This is a genomic window from Halobaculum sp. CBA1158 (assembly GCF_021431925.1).
GTDB lineage: Archaea > Halobacteriota > Halobacteria > Halobacteriales > Haloferacaceae > Halobaculum.
In genome coordinates, this window is sequence record NZ_CP090371.1 from 1,147,630 (window position 1) to 1,163,233 (window position 15,604).

Consider the following 15,604-nt stretch of genomic DNA (forward strand, 5'->3'; position numbering starts at 1 on the left):
GCGGGTCGCAGCGACGCCTCGCGGGAAGAACTAGGACCGTCGCGGAACGCGATCCATCGCCTGTGCGGCCATACCGATGGGATCGGACAGTCGGAGATAAGCGTGGCGCTCGCGTCAGTATCGACTTCGGCGGCACTCCGAGGCCCCCACCGACACTCACAACTCACAATCTCCCCGTACTAACCGTGTTTAACCTGTCTATACAGCCGCTCGTCCCGTTACTGCTCGTCCAGCATCCGAATGCCGCGCTCCACGACCGCCTCGGTCACGAACAGACTCGTCTCACGCTGGAGTGCTCGCATCCGCGATGCCGCTTCGTCTCTGTCGAGTACTCCACGACCGTAACCGAGCGCGATGACGCCGATGGAACCGCGTACTTCGACGTCCGTGTCGGATGCTGCCTCTCTGGCGTCGAGGTCGTCGGTCAGGAGAACGAGTCCCCGCTCCTCGGCGACCGCGATCGCGGCGCGTTCTCCGGCGTCCAGTTCTTCGGTACCGACTCGACTTTCGTCGGCTTCGACGAGTTCGTACGAGAGGTCGACCAGTCCGTCCGGAACACCACCGGCCTTGACCTCCCTGTACACCGTCTCCGGTACAAGTACTGTGTCGAACGCCGAGAGCAGTTCGAGCGAACCCATTTCGGCGAGGTGAATGAGCGGTCCCGCGTCCGAGACAGCCGCGAGCGTCACGCGTTCAGGCCCCAGTCGATGTCCTCCTCGACGACCTCGCGCTCTCGGTCCGCTCGCTCGACTTTCGTCCGACCGACGCGCTCGATGGCCGCCTCGCGGTCGAGTTCGCCGTCGAGGTACCGTGCGAGTACGAGGTCCTCCCACAGGGTTTCGAGACCGCGTTCGAGTGCTCGTTCGAACACCTCGGACTCCGGAAGGCCGCGAGCCTCTGCGATCTCCCGTACCCGGTCGGAAATTTCGGCGGCCATGCGGTACGATTACTCGGCAACGCTCATAAATCCGTGTCCGCCACCCGATGAGAATCTGACCGGGCCTATGTCGAAAGGGTCGATCCGGTCACATTGGGACTCACGGAGAGTGGCTAGATTCTGATCAAACAGTCTATGGACACGGGAACTCGCCTGAGATTTGGTGAAAGATCCATTTACTATCAGGCATAAACACTTGACACTCCGAGGCCCACCGACACTTCGCGGGGCCGTGGCTTCTTCAGGCCGGACCGACGAGAGGGGATCATGTCCGACGCAGGCGGGGCCGACCGCGGATCGATCGTCACGACGGGCGGCGACTCGATCACAGAACGCTTCGGGAGCGCCGACGGGTGGGTCAAAGCCGGGGTCATCATGGCCGCGTTCCTCGTGGTGTTCTTCCTCTCGCTGGTCGCCCTCAGTTACGTGTGAGCGCCCGGCGACGGCTATTTATCGGCCTGCCGCCTATCGCGGCCGTGGACATCAGCAACCTCGTCGTTGACACCGACGACGGCGGCCGCGGCGTCGTCCAGTCGAGCCGCGTCGCCTCGATCCTCGTGCTCGTCGGCCTTCTCGGGACCTTCTTTCTCGCCCTCGTGATCGCGAGCTACGTCTGAGCGTCGCGCCCGCCACGTCCTACACCGGGAGGTCGGCGTCGGGGTCGACGACGCGGTCGACTTCTGCGGGCATCTCCCAGTCGGTGAGCAGTTCGAGCAGTTGGACGAGCATCCGGCCGGTCGCGCCCCAGACGGTGTAGCCGTCGACGTGGAAGAAGTGCAGACGGATGTCGCCGTAGTGGGGGTGATCGCGACGTTCGGACTCGTAGTTCTCGCGGGCGATGAGTTCCGAGACCGGAAGGATCGCGATCTCGGCGACCTCGCCGTCGTTGGGGACGTACTCCCGGTCGGGTGCCGTCGCGACGAACGGCGTCACGGCGTACTCGGAGGTGGTGCGGATGTCGTCGAGTCTCCCGACGATCTCGGGCTCGTCGGGGCGCAGGCCGATCTCCTCGTTCGCCTCCCGAAGCGCCGTCGCCGTCAGGTCCTCGTCGCCCGCCTCGACGCCGCCGCCGGGAAAGCTCATCTGCCCCGGGTGGCTCCCGAGGTGCTCGGCGCGCTTGGTGAACAGCACGTGGGGCGACCCGTCGCGCTCGACGACCGCCGCGAGCACGGCCGCGCGCCGGTCGGCGTCGGTCACGCTGACCGGAGCGTGCCGACGGACGCGCTCGAAGTCCATACCCTTCATCCTCGCCCGGCCGGCTTCAACGGTGCGGTCGTGTCAGGCCCGTCGGGGGACTCGGCGGTCGACGACGCCGTCGGCCGGTCACTCATCGGCGCGGTCGAGCGTCCCCGCGGCGGCCTCGTCCGCGTCCGCGTCCGCGGCTGCGGCCACGTCACCCGGCGACAGCGTCGTCTCGTTCCACGCCGGGAGGCGGGTGTCGGGACCGGGCGGCGCGATCGACGCGGCGTAGGTGCGCACCTGGTCGCGCTCGCCGGCGCGGTCGTACGAGAGGCCGTTGAACGCGGCGTCGGCGGCGTACCGCTCGACGTACGACTCGCCGACGGCGCGGTAGGCGTCCGGGAGGGCGTCGTAGTCCGGGTCGACGCCGTGGGCCTCTGACGCGCGCAACAGCGCCGCGCCGACCGAGCGGCTCATGTCCTCCAGCCCGGTCGGCCCGGAGACCGCGCGGTGGTCGTGCTCGTAGCTGCCCAGGTCGACCTGGGCCGCGCCGTCGACGCCGACGGCGTCGTAGGCGGCCGCGAGGGTGCCGACCTCCAGCCCCCAGGTGCGCTGGACCGGCAGCGACGCGGCCACGTCGCTCGTGAGGGCGAACTCGCCCGCCAGCGCGTAGCGGAACGCCCCCATGTACGCGAGGAACTCCGACTCCGGGGCCGAGTCCCGGAGCGCCCGCACCAGCGGGGCGTAGAACAGCCGGAACAGCCGGCCGTACAGTCGGTCGTTCTCGACGCGGGCGTAGTACCCCTTCGAGAAGTCGAACCCCCGAGCGAGCGGAAACAGCAGGCGGCGGACGTACGCCCGGGAGTACGACTTCGTGTCGGCGTCGTGGACGACGACGAACTCCTCCTTGAGGGCGCGACCGAGCGCGAGCCACACGTCCCTGCCCTTCCCGCGCTCGCCGTCGAGTCCGGCGTCGGCCAGCAGGTCGGCGACTCGCGGGCCGTCACACCACAGCGTCTCCAGCGGGAGGTCGAAGCCGTCGAGCCACTCGCGGAACGCGCCGACGCGCTCGGCCGGCGCGCGAAGCGGCACGACCACCCGCGCCGGCGACAGCGCTTCCAGCTCCGAGAGCACCCGCTCGGCGGCGAGGCCGGCGTACTCGCGCTCTGTCATCGGCACGACCACGGCCGCGCGGTCGGTCGGGGCGTCCGGGTCGCCGTCGCCGAACGAGTGGAGGGTCGCGACGCGCTCTTGCACGTACTCCATTCGGTACGTGAGTGGACCGGCGACCGAATAAACCCGTGTGATCGGGCGATCGCGCCGGCGGACTGCCGGGAGTCTCGATCTCGGCTGCCGGAGTACCGCCTGTGAACAGCCGAAGCTAACCGGCGCGCTACTATGAAGAAAATAGTTCTTCGAAAAGCCAAACAGAGGGAGAAATTAGCAACGTTTAGGGATCATGAATCAGTACCATGGGGTGATGACCCGTAATTGGTCGAAGTATATCTGGATCGCGGCCTTCGCCGTGCTCGTCGCGTTCGCGATTCCGTGGTTCCTGTGGGACGACGCGACGGTGGTCGCGGGGCTCCCGGTATGGCTGTGGTGGCACGTCGGCTGGATGGCGCTCGCGTCGGTGACGTTCTACGCCTTCACGCGGGGCGCGTGGGACCGCGGCGTCGACGCGGAGGTGATCCGCCGTGGCTGAGTTGGCCGTCTCGCTGGGGGTGGTCGTCGGCTACCTCCTCGTCGCGCTCGCGATCGGCCTCGTCGCGTACTGGCTCACCGCCGGGACCGCCGAGGACTACTATCTCGCGTCGCGCTCGGTCGGGACGATCGTCCTGCTGTTCACGACGTTCGCGACGCTGCTGTCGGCGTTCACCTTCTTCGGGGGGCCGAACCTCGCGTTCTCGGCGGGGCCCGAGTGGATCCTCGTGATGGGGGTGATGGACGGGATCCTCTTCGCCCTGCTGTGGTACGTCATCGGCTACAAGCAGTGGCTGGTCGGCAAGGCCAACGGGTACGTGACGCTCGGGGAGATGCTGGGCGACCGCTTCGACTCGACGGGGCTGCGTGGGCTGGTCGCCGGAGTGAGCCTCCTGTGGCTGTTCCCGTACGTGATGCTCCAACAGATCGGCGCGGGGCAGGCGATCGTCGGCCTCACCGGCGGCGCTGTGCCGTACTGGGCCGGCGCGGCGCTGATCACGGTGTTCATGGTCGCGTACGTCGGGCTCTCGGGGCTTCGCGGCGTCGCCTGGACCGACACGCTCCAGGGCGTGTTCATGCTCGGCGTCCTCTGGCTGGCGGTCGCGTGGATCGCCTCCGCCGCCGGCGGCGTCTCGGCGCTCACGGCGGGGATGACGCAGGCGAACCCGGCGTTCGGGTCGCTCGGGGGCGGACTGTACTCCCCGCAGTGGATGATCGCGCAGGCGGTCGTCATCGCCTTCGGCGTCGCCGCGTTCCCGCAGGTGAACCAGCGCTTCTTCATGGCCGACCGCGTCGAGACGCTCAAGCGCTCGTTCGCGCTGTGGCCGGTGCTCGTGCTCCTGTTGTTCGTCCCGGCGTTCCTGCTCGGGTCGTGGGCCGTGGGGCTCGGGATCCAGGTTCCCGACGGCAGCAACGTCCTGCCGGTGCTGTTGAACGAGTACACGCCCGGGTGGTTCGCGGCGCTGGTCGTCGCGGGCGCGATGGCGGCGATGATGTCCTCCTCGGACTCGATGCTGCTGTCGGGGTCGTCGTATCTCACCCGCGACCTGTACCGACCGCTCGTCGCCCCCGACGCCAGCGACGAGCGCGAGGCGTGGATCGGTCGAGTCGGCGTCGCCGTCTTCGCGGCCTCGACGTTCCTCGCGTCGCTGGCGGTCGGGGGCGGCGGCGGCCTCGACGCGCTCGTGACGCTTGGGGACACCGCTTTTGGCGGCTACGCCCAGTTGACGATCCCGCTGATCCTGGCGCTGTACTGGGGCGGGACGACCGAGTGGGGGATGGTCGCCGGGATCGCCAGCGCCGAGGCCGTCTACCTCGCGCACGTGTTCCTCCCGCTGCCGGCGACGTACCTCACCTGGGACTTCGCGCTGTGGTGCATGCTGCTGTCGCTGGTCGCGACGGTCGCGGTGTCGGCGGTGACGGCGGCCGCGCCGGCCGAGCGCGCCGAGAAGTTCGGGGTCGGCGCGGACTGACGCGCGCCGCGGCACCCTTTTCCCGCCCCCCGCCGCATCGACACACAGCATGCAGACGCACGTCGTTCCGGTGGGGTTCGACTACGACCGGCTGATCGCGCCGCTGGTGCGCGACCAGTTCGACGTGGACCGGGTCGTCCTGCTGGAGGGCGCGGTCGGTAGCGAGGCCAACGTCGAGTACTCGCTGAACCTCTCGAAGAAGCTGGAGACGGACTTTCAGAACCTGCTTGGCGCGGAGACCGAGCGCATCCCGGTGGCCGACGTGTACGACTACGACGCCGCCTTCGAGCAGGCGTACGACCTCATCAACGCCGAACTCGACGCCGGCCGAGAGGTGTGGGTGAACGTCTCGTCGATGCCGCGACCCGTCTCGTTCGCGTTCGCGACCGCCGCCCACTCGGTCACGCTGGAGCGGCAGGCCGACCGCGACCGCATCCACACCTACTACACCGCCCCCGAGAAGTACCTGGAGACGGAGTTGGCCGAGGAGCTTCGCGCCGACCGCGACCTCCTCCGTGAGTTGCTCGACGCCGTCGACGAGGGCGACGGCGATAGCGACGGCGAGGGCGATGCGGGGTCGGCCTCGGGGGTCGTCGACGCGACCGCCGACGGCGTCGAGGTCGACCGCGTCCGCGAGCGACTCTCGACGGCGACGGACCTGCTGGCGGAGTTCGACGAGCGCGGGACGACGATCGGTGCGAAGGAGGTCGACGGCAGTCACATCATCGAGCTTCCGGTCGCCTCCTTCTCGAACGTGAAGCCCTTCGAGGAGGTCATCCTCTACAAGCTCGGCGAGGACGGCGAGTTCGAGTCGGTCAGCGAACTGGCGAAGGCGCTGGCCGACGAGCTGAACGAGGAGTACACGGACTCGTTCCGCTCGAAGGTCATCTACAACGTCGACCGGCTCGGGCCGGGCGGGAAGGGGTACATCGAACAGGAGTCACACGGGAAGTCCTATCGGACGCGGCTCTCGCGCATCGGGGAGTTGTGGGTGCGCGCGCACGCGGACAGCGAGGGCGAGTGAGCGCGAAGCGCGAACGAGGCCTCGACAGACGGCGGCGAGCGTGCGGGCGAGCCGCCCAGGGAAACAGCGAGGGCGAGTGAGCGCGAAGCGCGAACGAGACCTCGACAGACGGCGGCGAGCGTGTGGGCGAGCCGCCCAGGGAAACAGCGAGACCTCGACAGACGGCGGCGAGCGTGTGGGCGAGCCGCCCAAAACGACAGCGAGGGCGAGTGAGCGCGAGTTATCTCAGAACTCGAACCCGCGCGGCGCGGCCGACGGCGCGAGCGGCGTCGCCGGCAAGCGGTCCGGCACCTCGGGGTCGTTGAACGCCCCGGGGGCGATGTCGTTCGGAGCGTCGGGGTAGAACACCGACGCCAGCGCGTGCAGCTGGTCGCGGCCGACGCCCAACTCGAACTGCCCGCCGCCGTACAGGGTCACGTCGCGCTCGCGGGCCCACTCCAGCGTGTCCGACAGCGACTCCAGGGTACCGAACCGCGAGGGCTTGACGTTCAGCCACTCGGGCTCCCACGGCAGGTCCTCGACGCTCTCGACGCCCGTGATCGGGTAGTCCCACGAGACGCGGTGCTCCTCCCCCTCGAAGACGTGCCGGGTCTCGTCGGTGATCGCGGGGTCTTCGATCACCGCGTTCGGGAACGACTCCAGCACCCACTCGTAGAACTCGGCGTCGGGCTCCTGGTCGACCTCCGTGCCCTCGTACAGCCCCTTCAGGTCGAGCACCCGGACCTGCTCGGTCGGGAGGTCCTCGACGACGGCGTCGGTCCAGTCGTCGGTCGGGTCGAGCTTGAATCCGATCCCCGGGACGCGCTCGGCGATGCCGGTCACGCGGTCGGCCGTCGGCGGATCCCCGAGGCGCGTCGACGCCGCAAAGGAGACGGGGTCGCGGCCGCGGTCGAGGATGCTCGCGAGGTCGGTGTCGGACTGCCGCAGCGCGAGATCCATCGCGGCCGATTCGACGGCCCACCGACGGTAGGGGTAGCCCGTCTTCCGCTCGGGTTCGCCGGCCGGGAACAGGTCCACCTCGTCGAGGTGGCTCGAGAACTCCCGGAACGTCCACTCGCCCGAGAGCGCCGCCTCGAAGCCGAGGCCGTCGGCCGGCGTTCGAGGGTCGCGCTCGGGGTCGGCGAACAGCGCGTCGTGGTCGGGCGCGTCGTAGGTCACGTCCTCGCCGCGGCCCAGTTCGCCCTCGCCCCGCAGTCGGACCGTCGTGCTCACGCGCTCGAACCCAGAGGAGGTGTCGCGGGCGCGACGGCGGAGGCCGACCGATTCGACGGTCAACGGGAGGTCCGCGATCGCGCGATAGAGGGTGGGTTTGCTCACGTGGCGTTCGTCGCTCCGGTGGGGAATAATGATTCGCCCGCGGCGTCCGCTCGCCGATCACGCGTCGCCGTCGCCGACCGCACCGGACTCGAGCAGTTTCACACGCGTCGCGAGCGCGAGAAACGTCGCCGACAACGTGAGCGCGACCGCGCCCGCGGCGGCGATCTCGTGGGCCGGCGACGGGTGCGTGAATCCGACGCCGGACTCGAGGGCCACCTGCCCCGGCAACAGCGTGTGATGCGGAGTCCCGGCGATCGGGATGAGGTAGTCGACCACGTCGTTGAGGCCGTACCACGCGGCGGCGACGGCAACCGCCCGGACCGGGAACTCGGAGATCCGGTAGAGGAGGAACCCCTCGACGGTCATCGCGAGATGCGAGAACAACAAGAAGAGGTACATCGGGAAGGGGTTGACGGCCGTGAAGCCGTCGGCGAACGTCAGGAGGACGAACGGCGTCCACAGCCCGAGCTTCCAGCAGCCGAAAAACGCCAGCACGCTCACGTACTCGTTCGGGCGACCCAGCAGCCACAGCCCCAACGCGAGCGCGATGAACAGCGTCGCCACCGGCGAGTCGGGGACGAACGCCCACATGCTCTGAGGCGTGCCGGCCAACTGAAGCCCGATCAGCGGCGTCGACAGGGGCAGCGGTTGGAAGCCGTAGTACCAGAAGCCGAAGGCCGTGCCGACGAGGTTGATCGCGACGACGACCGCGGCGATCCGGAGCCCGACGTTCTCCAGGGCCCGCGGGAGCGGCGCGACGTACCACGGGAGGTCCGGGCGGTCGGGGAGACCGTCGTCCGAGGCGAGATCGGAGAGGAGGCTCATTCGGGTGTGGCTGTGGTCGACCGTGTACGGCTTAGCCGTGGCGATGGTCGACCGGTTCTGCCGGTCCCGGACCCGCGAACTCGATCGGTACTGGGCCTACCGCGACCGCGACGTCGACCGCGTCAGCGACATCGACCGCGACGGCACCGTCGACCGCGACAGTATCGGCCCCGCCGACGCCGACCGCACCCGATTCGGACCACGCCCGATTAAGCCGCGCCGGGTCGAAGCCGTCGTCACCGTGGCCGACGAACACGAGACGCGCAATCCGGTCCCAGCGGCGCTGGCGGAGTTCTACCTCACCACGCCGTTCACGCTCGCGCTGCTGTTGCTCGCGAACGCGCTCGCGTTCCTCGTCGGCGTGCGCTACTACGTCGAGACGATGCCCGCGGTCGCGACGTTCGCCTGGCCGCTGTACGGCGACTCGCCGACCGCCATCGCGCTCGCGACGCTCGTGCTCGCGGCGCTCGTGCCCTTCGCCGGGTACCGGCTCTCGGCCGTGCCGCGCTCGACGCTGCTGTCGGTTTTAACGACGTTGGCGGTCGTCTGGCTCGTGAAAACGGGGCTGTGGACGTTCGTCGCGCTCAACGTCCCGTTCGTCCGCCCGGAGCTCTCGAACGACCTGTACGTCGGGTTCGACGCCGACTCGCTGTGGGCCTACTGGGGCATCCTCGCGACCCACGCCGCCTTCCTCGCGGAGGCGCTGTTGCTCGCGCGCGTCGGGCGGACCTCCGGCCGGACGCTGGCGGCCGCGGCCCTACTCGCGCTCGCGAACGACCTGTACGACTACGGCTTCCTCCTCGGACTGCCGTTCGCGAACCACCCGCCGGTGCGGTACGACCCCGGGTGGACGCTCGCGCTGGGGAGCCTCGCGGCCACGGTCGTCGCCTGCGCGGTCGCGGCCGCCGTCCTGCCGTGGGGCGACTCCGCGTCGCGTTGACGAGACGCTTATCCGCGTCGGGGAGCAACCCGCCGATATGGACTCCGCGGTACTGCTCGATCTCCTCGGCAACGAGAACCGCCGGCGCATCCTCCGGCTGCTCTCGCACAAGCCGTGTTACGTCACCGAGATCAGCGAGTACCTCGGCGTGTCGCCGAAGGCCGTCATCGACCACCTCCGGAAGCTGGAGGACGCGGGGCTCATCGAGAGCCACACCGACGACCGGCGACGCAAGTACTTCCACATCGCTCGCGACGTGCGCCTCGAGGTGAACGTCTCCCGCCACGGCTTCGGAACGAAGTCGGCGTACCCCGCCAACCCCAGCCTCGACATCCAGGGCCGGTGTCCGCACATGCGGATCGACCTCGACCTCGACACCGGCGGACGCGGTGACGGCGAGGGCGACGCCGACCGCGACGGGATCGGCGAGAGCGAGGGCGACCGTGGCAGTATCGGCGACGGCGACGGCGACCTCGTCGACTCCGACGGGCGGGAGGGGATCGGCGACCTCGCCGCCGAGTTCGACCGGCTCCAGGACCTCGAGAACGAACTCTCGCTGGCCCAGCGATGGGTTCACGGCCGGATGGCTGACGTGCTCGACCGACTGAACGACCGCCTCGGCGTCGATGTCGACTCCCGGTTCCACGCGAGGGTGCTCGCGGCGGTCGCCTCGACCGACGGCTCGCGCCGCGCCGTCGTCGAGGAGGTCGGGGTCGACGCCGAGGCTGTCGAGGACGGTCTCCGACGCCTCGCCGACGCCGACCTCCTCGCCCGCGAGGGCGACCGCTGGCGGATCGCGGGGTGAGTCACTCCACGTCCCGCGTCAGTCCGATCCGGAGGTCCCGACCGAAGTACAGCCCCGCGACCGACAGGAGGACGCCGACGGTGACGCCGACGCCGGCGACCGGAAGCCCGTAGTCCGACAGGAGGCTCGTCCCGATCAGCAGGCTCCCGGTCGTGAGCGTCCCGAGGACGAACGCACCGCCGGCCGCGAGCGCGCCGCCTATGGCCGTCTCGAGGTACGCCCGCCGCGAGCGTCCGAGTCCGAGCGCGAACGCCGCGAGAAACAGTCCCAGGTACCGGGTGATCCCGCCGACCAGCGGGACGGCCGACCCGGCGACGAGCCCCCCGATGAGGACGACCATCGTCAACAGGAATCCCTTCGCCGAGAACGGAGTCCGGCCCAGCAGCGAGCGGGACCCGGAGTCCGAGTCCGCATCGCCGCCGACGGCCGGCGCGTCGCCCTCGGGGTCGTCCGTCGCCGAGGCGTCGTCGCCGTCGCCGGCGACGTCCCGGTCGGCGAGTTCCTGAAGCTCTTCGACGCTCTTGGACATAGTTCGACGTGGACGGCGCGAGAGTATGGCTCTTGTGCCGTCCCGGCTTCCTCCGCCGTCGATCGGTCGCGGCCGGGCCGTCGTCCGGACGCCGCGGGCGACACTCGAAACCGAATGACGACTCGGGGGTCGTCCCGGACGACCGGCCGGGGGACGGACCGCAGACGGGCAGGTTCAAGTTCGCGCCGACCGCTACCGTCGCGTATGACCCCGAGCCCCGGAGACCGCGTCCGCGTCGAGCGCGCGGGCGTCACCGACGAGGGCGTGTTGATGCCGTCGAGCGACGCCGACCACCTCGTACTCAAACTCGAGGGCGGGTACAACGTCGGCGTCGACCGCGACGCCGCCGCCGTCGAAGTGCTCGAACGCGACGCGCACGCCGTCGGCGACGACGAGGGCGGCGAGGACGACGCCGAGGACGCCTCCGCCGTCGACTTCGACGACGACCTGCCGACGGTCGCGCTCATCTCCACCGGCGGCACCATCGCCTCCACCGTCGACTACCGCACCGGCGCGGTCACGGCCCGCTTCGACGCCGAGGACGTGCTGCGCGCCGTCCCGGACCTCGCGGGCCGGGCCAACTACCGCGGCCGCGTCGTCGCCAACATCCTCTCGGAGAACATGAACCCCGAGATCTGGCGCGACCTCGCGGAGGCGGTCCGCGAGGAGATCGACGCGGGTGCCGACGGCGTCGTCGTCATGCACGGCACCGACACGATGCAGTACTCGGCGTCGGCCCTCTCGTTCATGCTCGATACGCCGGTCCCGGTCGTGTTCACCGGCTCCCAGCGGTCGGCCGACCGCCCCTCCTCTGACAACGTGATGAACGCCGTCTGCGCCGTCGAGGCGGCGACGTCCGACTGCGCGGAGGTGCTGGTCTGCATGCACGGGTCGCCCTCGGACGACTACTGCGCGCTCCACCGCGGAACCAGGGTGCGAAAGAACCACACCTCCCGGCGCGACGCCTTCGAGACGGTCGGCGCGAGGCCGCTGGGTCGCGTCGAGTACGGCGTCGGCGACGGCGACGACGTGCGCGTCGAGTTCCGCGAGGGCAGGGAGTACGCCCGCCGTGGCGAGGCCGACCTCGCCATCGCGTCCGCCCTCGCGGAGGACGTGGAACTGGTGAAGTTCACGCCCGGGATGGACCCCGCGGCGCTCGAGTACCTCGACGGGAAGTCGGGCGTCGTGATCGAGGGGACCGGCCTCGGGCACGTCCACACCGACCTCATCCCGCGGTTCGAGGAACTCGTCGACGACGGGACGACCGTCGTGATGACGAGTCAATGCCTCGAGGGGCGCGTCTGCGACCGCGTGTACGACACCGGCCGCGACCTGCTCGACGCGGGCGTCGTCGAGGCCGGAGACACGCTCCCCGGAACGGCGAAGGTGAAGCTGATGTGGGCGATCGCGAACGCCGCCGACCCCGCCGACGCGATGGGGCGCGACCTGGCGGGCGAGCTGACCGCGGAGTCGACGCCGTGGGTATGAGCGGGAGCGACGCGGGCGGCGGCGACGGCGCGGACCGCGGGGGCGACGCCGACGGCGACGCCCCCGTCGACCACGAGTTCACCGTCAGGCAGGCGCGCCCGGCCGACGTGGAGCACGTGGTCGCGTTCACGCAGGACACGTGGGGCGACCGCCACGGCGACTACATGCCCGACGTGTTCAGCGACTGGGTCGAGACAGACGGCCCCCGCCAGCACACCCTCGTCGTCGACGTGGACGGCGGCGACGACGTGGCGGGCGTGCTCCAGTGCGTCCTCCTCTCGGACACCGAGGCGTGGGCCCAAGGGATGCGCGTCAACCCCGACTACCGCGGTCGGAACCTCTCGCCGCGGCTCTCGCGGGCGGCGCTGCGCTGGGCGCGAGACCGCGGTGCGGTCGTCTGCCGGAACATGGTGTTCTCGTGGAACATGGCCGGGCTCGGCCAGTCGCGGGCGGTCGGCTTCGGCCCCTGCACGGAGTTCCGGTGGCTCCAGCCGGCACCCGATCCCGACGCGAGTCCCGACCTCGACGTGGTCGCGGACCCCGACGCCGCGTGGGCGTACTGGAGCCGCAGCGACGCCCGCGAGCACCTGCGCGGGCTGGCGATGGACTCCGGCGAGTCGTGGGCCTGTTCGGAGCTGACGCGCGGTGACCTCCGGGACGCGGTCGACCGCGACGGCCTGTTCGCGGTCGTCGACGGCGGCACCCGGGCGATGTCGGCGCTGGCGTACACGTACGACCGGGAGAGCGACGACGGCGACGACAGCGAGGAGGAAACCTGGGGCGTCTACCACGCCGCCGCCTGGGACGACACCGACGCGCTCGAGGCCCTCGCGGACGCGGTCGCGCGCGACGCCGCCGAGCGCGGGATCGACAACACCCGAATCTTGATCCCCGAAGGGGTGCGCTGGGTCTCCGACGCGGCCGCGACCCGGACGCCCGTCTCCGACGAGCCCGACTTCGTAACGGCGGCGGACCTGACGGACGAGTCGATCTACTGACGACCGAACCGCTTTTTCGGCCTCGTACGGTCCCCGGAGGTGTGTTTCACGCAGAGTCGACCTCCGGAGTCTCCTCCCGACCCTCGGCCGCGTCGTCGCTCCCGCTGTTCGGACCGGTCCCGGACGGATCGGGGCTCGCGGTGACGCTCCTGATCCGGCTCGTCCCGGCGCTGTGTGTCGCGCTGGTGCTCGCGTGGGACGCCGGCCGCCGCAGCGACAACCCCCGCGCGTGGCCGACGGCGGCGCTCCTCGTCGGTGTCGCCGGCGGCGCGCTCGCGCCGTTCGTCGTCGGCGGACTCTACCTCGTCGCCGGCCGCGACCGCCCGCCGGTCGACCCCGCGGAGCGATACGACGGCCGTGAGTGACCGCCAGCAGGATTATCGTCCTTGGACTACTCGGTGTCGCCATGGTACTCGACCCGACGCCGTTGCTCGTCGCGGCACAGCTCCAACTTCCCGGGATCGACTTCGGGCTGTTCGGCCTGCTCAACGTCGTCGTGGCCGTGATCGTCGGCTACTTCACCTATCAGGACGCTAAATCGCGCCGGACCGACTCGCCGAAGCTGTGGGCCGGCGCGATGGCGCTCGCGTCGCTTCTGTTGAACCTGATCGGGTTCCTGCTGGCGTTCGCCGTGTACTACCTCGTCGTGATCCGCGACTGAGGTGGCACGTCGACGGAACTAACTGGGGACGTGTCGATCGGCCGCCATGGTCCCCCTCCCGTTGTTCGCCGGGCTACCGGGCGGCGTCGAGCTGTTGATCGTCTTCTTCATCCTCCTGGTGATATTCTCGCTGTTGCTCCCCGTGGGGATGGCCTACTGGGTGTATCAGGACGCCCGCGGACGGCCGGACACCGACGAGACGCTGTGGGCGCTGGCGACCGTGCTGGCCGGGCTGTTCGTCTCGGTCTTCGGGGCCGGCGCGGTGGTGTTGCTGTACCACCTCATCGAGCGCCAGTAGGCCGCGCGGCGGTCGAGTCCGTCCCGCGCGGCGGGGGCGTCGCCGGCGGGGGTTCCCCTCAGATCTGGACGACCCACGCCCGGTAGTCGTCGGGCTGGTCGTACACCTCGGCGAACGCGCGGTCGAGAAAGCCCGCGAGCCGGTTGGCGTCCGACCGCGCCGAGATCCGGACGTTCGTCCCATCGGCGTCCTCCGGCGTCTCCCGCTCGTCGACCCGGAACTCCGGGTACTCCTCGAGCAGGTCGTGCAGGCGCGCCAGTTCCTCGTCGGTGCAGTCGAGGTTGAACGTCTTCTCGGCGAACTGGATCCACGGCGGCGGCGACTCGGCGTCGTCGCCGTCGTCGTCACGGTCGCTGTCGCCGGCGGCGTCGCCGACTCCGCGCTCGGAGTCGCCGTCGCGGTCGGCGTCGGCGTCGCCATCGGCGTCCCCGCCGGACTCGCCGAAGCGTAACTCCTCCCGATGCGGCTCGACCTCGACGGTGAGGAAGGCGCTCCCGCGCTCGCGGTGGGCGGTGACGGCGTCGGCGAACAGCTTCCGGCGCTCGGCGGACGTGTCGGCGTCGAATCGAGTCATGTCCGAGCCTACGGCGAACCGGGGTAAAAACCGGGCGCTCCGACCGGCGGCGAGGTCGCCGTCTCGACGGTCCCCGGTCGTCGCGCTCGGGACGGACGGCGACGGCCAGCGACCGGCTCGCGAACCGCGCCGGATTCAGCACGCCTTTCACCGTGGCCCCGGAGCGTGGAGATATGACCGCTCACCGAATTCTGCTGCTCGGTCCGCCGGGAGCCGGAAAGGGAACGCAGGCGAAGCGACTCAGCGACGAGTACGACCTCGACCACATCACGACGGGCGACGCGCTCCGACAGAACAAGGACATGGAGACGGAGTACGGCACGCCCGGCGAGTTCATGGACGCCGGCGAACTCGTGCCGGACCCGGTGGTCAACGAGATCGTCGTCGCCGCCCTAGAGGACGCCGACGGCTTCGTGCTCGACGGTTACCCGCGCAACCTCGAGCAGGCGGAGTTCCTGAGCGACGAGACCGACCTGGATCACGCCGTCTTCTTCGACGTGCCCGAGGACGTGCTGATCGAGCGGCTCACCGGTCGGCGCGTCTGCGACGAGTGCGGCGCGAACTACCACGTGAAGTTCGACCAGCCCGAGGAGGAGAGCGTGTGCGACGAGTGCGGCGGCGAGCTGATCCAGCGCGAGGACGACACCGAGGAGACGGCCCGCGAGCGACTGCGCGTCTACCGCGAGAACACCGAGCCCGTCGTCGAGCACTACCGCGAGGCGGGCGACCTCTCGGAGGTCTCCGGCGAGGGGACCCCCGACGAGGTGTTCGAACACGTCCGCGACGTGATCGAGAACTGACGCGGCGATCGCGTCGGTCGACGTCGCCGCGGCCGCCCCGCGCCGAGAGTACA

Annotated in this window: 21 protein-coding genes; 13 read left to right on the forward strand and 8 right to left on the reverse strand. The window is 70.1% G+C overall.

The window, feature by feature from the left end:
- Window positions 1-218: 218 nt before the first annotated feature.
- Together Hbl1158_RS06065 and Hbl1158_RS06070 are read right to left on the reverse strand one after the other, a co-directional pair.
- Entirely contained in the window at window positions 219-689 is a 471-nt protein-coding gene (locus Hbl1158_RS06065) for a nucleic acid-binding protein (protein ID WP_234299162.1), read from the reverse strand.
- A complete protein-coding gene (locus Hbl1158_RS06070; protein ID WP_234299163.1) occupies window positions 686-937 on the reverse strand; it encodes a hypothetical protein in 252 nt (83 codons plus the stop codon). The genes Hbl1158_RS06065 and Hbl1158_RS06070 overlap by 4 nt, the downstream gene beginning before the upstream one ends.
- A 267-nt stretch (window positions 938-1,204) precedes the next feature.
- Between Hbl1158_RS06070 and Hbl1158_RS06075 the strand changes: the two genes are divergently transcribed.
- A complete protein-coding gene (locus Hbl1158_RS06075; protein WP_234299164.1) occupies window positions 1,205-1,369 on the forward strand; it encodes a hypothetical protein in 165 nt (54 codons plus the stop codon).
- Between the two features lie 44 nt (window positions 1,370-1,413).
- Window positions 1,414-1,554 (forward strand): hypothetical protein, encoded by a 141-nt coding sequence (locus Hbl1158_RS06080; protein WP_234299165.1) that lies wholly within the window; start codon window positions 1,414-1,416, stop codon window positions 1,552-1,554.
- 19 nt (window positions 1,555-1,573) lie between these two features.
- On the opposite strand, the gene Hbl1158_RS06085 is transcribed toward Hbl1158_RS06080, so the two are convergent.
- Window positions 1,574-2,173 carry a CoA pyrophosphatase gene (locus Hbl1158_RS06085; protein WP_234299166.1) on the reverse strand — a complete coding sequence of 200 codons (600 nt, stop codon included), beginning with the start codon at window positions 2,171-2,173 and terminating at the stop codon, window positions 1,574-1,576.
- An 87-nt stretch (window positions 2,174-2,260) separates the two neighbouring features.
- Entirely contained in the window at window positions 2,261-3,382 is a 1,122-nt protein-coding gene (locus Hbl1158_RS06090; RefSeq protein WP_234299167.1) for a glycosyl transferase family 2, read from the reverse strand.
- Between the two features lie 214 nt (window positions 3,383-3,596).
- On the opposite strand from Hbl1158_RS06090, the gene Hbl1158_RS06095 reads away from it, so the two are divergent.
- Genes Hbl1158_RS06095 through Hbl1158_RS06105 form a run of 3 tightly spaced genes read left to right on the forward strand, consistent with a single transcriptional unit; the run spans window position 3,597 to window position 6,316 of the window.
- Window positions 3,597-3,821, forward strand: coding sequence for a DUF3311 domain-containing protein (locus Hbl1158_RS06095; RefSeq protein ID WP_234299168.1), 225 nt, complete (start codon window positions 3,597-3,599; stop codon window positions 3,819-3,821).
- Window positions 3,814-5,292 carry a sodium:solute symporter family protein gene (locus tag Hbl1158_RS06100; RefSeq protein WP_234299169.1) on the forward strand — a complete coding sequence of 493 codons (1,479 nt, stop codon included), beginning with the start codon at window positions 3,814-3,816 and terminating at the stop codon, window positions 5,290-5,292. Before Hbl1158_RS06095 ends, Hbl1158_RS06100 begins: the two co-directional genes overlap by 8 nt.
- Before the next feature lie 49 nt (window positions 5,293-5,341).
- Window positions 5,342-6,316: a DUF6293 family protein gene (locus Hbl1158_RS06105; RefSeq protein WP_234299170.1), complete on the forward strand. Its 975-nt coding sequence runs from the start codon at window positions 5,342-5,344 to the stop codon at window positions 6,314-6,316.
- Window positions 6,317-6,541: 225 nt separating this feature from the next.
- Here Hbl1158_RS06105 and Hbl1158_RS06110 read toward each other — a convergent pair whose 3' ends face one another.
- A complete protein-coding gene (locus Hbl1158_RS06110; protein WP_234299171.1) occupies window positions 6,542-7,633 on the reverse strand; it encodes a hypothetical protein in 1,092 nt (363 codons plus the stop codon).
- 57 nt (window positions 7,634-7,690) lie between these two features.
- Window positions 7,691-8,458 carry a DUF1405 domain-containing protein gene (locus tag Hbl1158_RS06115; protein WP_234299172.1) on the reverse strand — a complete coding sequence of 256 codons (768 nt, stop codon included), beginning with the start codon at window positions 8,456-8,458 and terminating at the stop codon, window positions 7,691-7,693.
- 43 nt (window positions 8,459-8,501) lie between these two features.
- On the opposite strand from Hbl1158_RS06115, the gene Hbl1158_RS06120 reads away from it, so the two are divergent.
- Together Hbl1158_RS06120 and Hbl1158_RS06125 are read left to right on the forward strand one after the other, a co-directional pair.
- On the forward strand, window positions 8,502-9,398 hold the full coding sequence (locus Hbl1158_RS06120) for a DUF1405 domain-containing protein (RefSeq protein WP_234299483.1): 897 nt from the start codon (window positions 8,502-8,504) through the stop codon (window positions 9,396-9,398).
- A gap of 37 nt (window positions 9,399-9,435) precedes the next feature.
- Window positions 9,436-10,203, forward strand: coding sequence for an ArsR family transcriptional regulator (locus Hbl1158_RS06125; RefSeq protein WP_234299173.1), 768 nt, complete (start codon window positions 9,436-9,438; stop codon window positions 10,201-10,203).
- Between the two features lies 1 nt (window position 10,204).
- Here Hbl1158_RS06125 and Hbl1158_RS06130 read toward each other — a convergent pair whose 3' ends face one another.
- On the reverse strand, window positions 10,205-10,732 hold the full coding sequence (locus tag Hbl1158_RS06130) for a hypothetical protein (protein WP_234299174.1): 528 nt from the start codon (window positions 10,730-10,732) through the stop codon (window positions 10,205-10,207).
- A gap of 204 nt (window positions 10,733-10,936) precedes the next feature.
- On the opposite strand from Hbl1158_RS06130, the gene gatD reads away from it, so the two are divergent.
- The 5 genes from gatD to Hbl1158_RS06155 are packed head-to-tail and all read left to right on the forward strand — an operon-like array spanning window position 10,937 to window position 14,177.
- Window positions 10,937-12,220, forward strand: a complete 1,284-nt coding sequence (gene gatD, locus Hbl1158_RS06135; protein WP_234299175.1) for a Glu-tRNA(Gln) amidotransferase subunit GatD — start codon at window positions 10,937-10,939, stop codon at window positions 12,218-12,220.
- Complete coding sequence (locus Hbl1158_RS06140) at window positions 12,217-13,218, forward strand: GNAT family N-acetyltransferase (RefSeq protein ID WP_234299176.1); 1,002 nt, start codon at window positions 12,217-12,219, stop codon at window positions 13,216-13,218. The genes gatD and Hbl1158_RS06140 overlap by 4 nt, the downstream gene beginning before the upstream one ends.
- Before the next feature lie 41 nt (window positions 13,219-13,259).
- Window positions 13,260-13,583 carry a hypothetical protein gene (locus Hbl1158_RS06145; RefSeq protein ID WP_234299177.1) on the forward strand — a complete coding sequence of 108 codons (324 nt, stop codon included), beginning with the start codon at window positions 13,260-13,262 and terminating at the stop codon, window positions 13,581-13,583.
- Between the two features lie 41 nt (window positions 13,584-13,624).
- Window positions 13,625-13,879 (forward strand): hypothetical protein, encoded by a 255-nt coding sequence (locus tag Hbl1158_RS06150; RefSeq protein ID WP_234299178.1) that lies wholly within the window; start codon window positions 13,625-13,627, stop codon window positions 13,877-13,879.
- 46 nt (window positions 13,880-13,925) lie between these two features.
- Window positions 13,926-14,177 (forward strand): hypothetical protein, encoded by a 252-nt coding sequence (locus tag Hbl1158_RS06155; protein ID WP_234299179.1) that lies wholly within the window; start codon window positions 13,926-13,928, stop codon window positions 14,175-14,177.
- A gap of 58 nt (window positions 14,178-14,235) precedes the next feature.
- On the opposite strand, the gene Hbl1158_RS06160 is transcribed toward Hbl1158_RS06155, so the two are convergent.
- Window positions 14,236-14,751, reverse strand: coding sequence for a hypothetical protein (locus Hbl1158_RS06160; RefSeq protein ID WP_234299180.1), 516 nt, complete (start codon window positions 14,749-14,751; stop codon window positions 14,236-14,238).
- Window positions 14,752-14,924: 173 nt separating this feature from the next.
- On the opposite strand from Hbl1158_RS06160, the gene Hbl1158_RS06165 reads away from it, so the two are divergent.
- Window positions 14,925-15,551, forward strand: coding sequence for an adenylate kinase (locus Hbl1158_RS06165; protein ID WP_234299181.1), 627 nt, complete (start codon window positions 14,925-14,927; stop codon window positions 15,549-15,551).
- Window positions 15,552-15,604 lie beyond the last annotated feature (53 nt).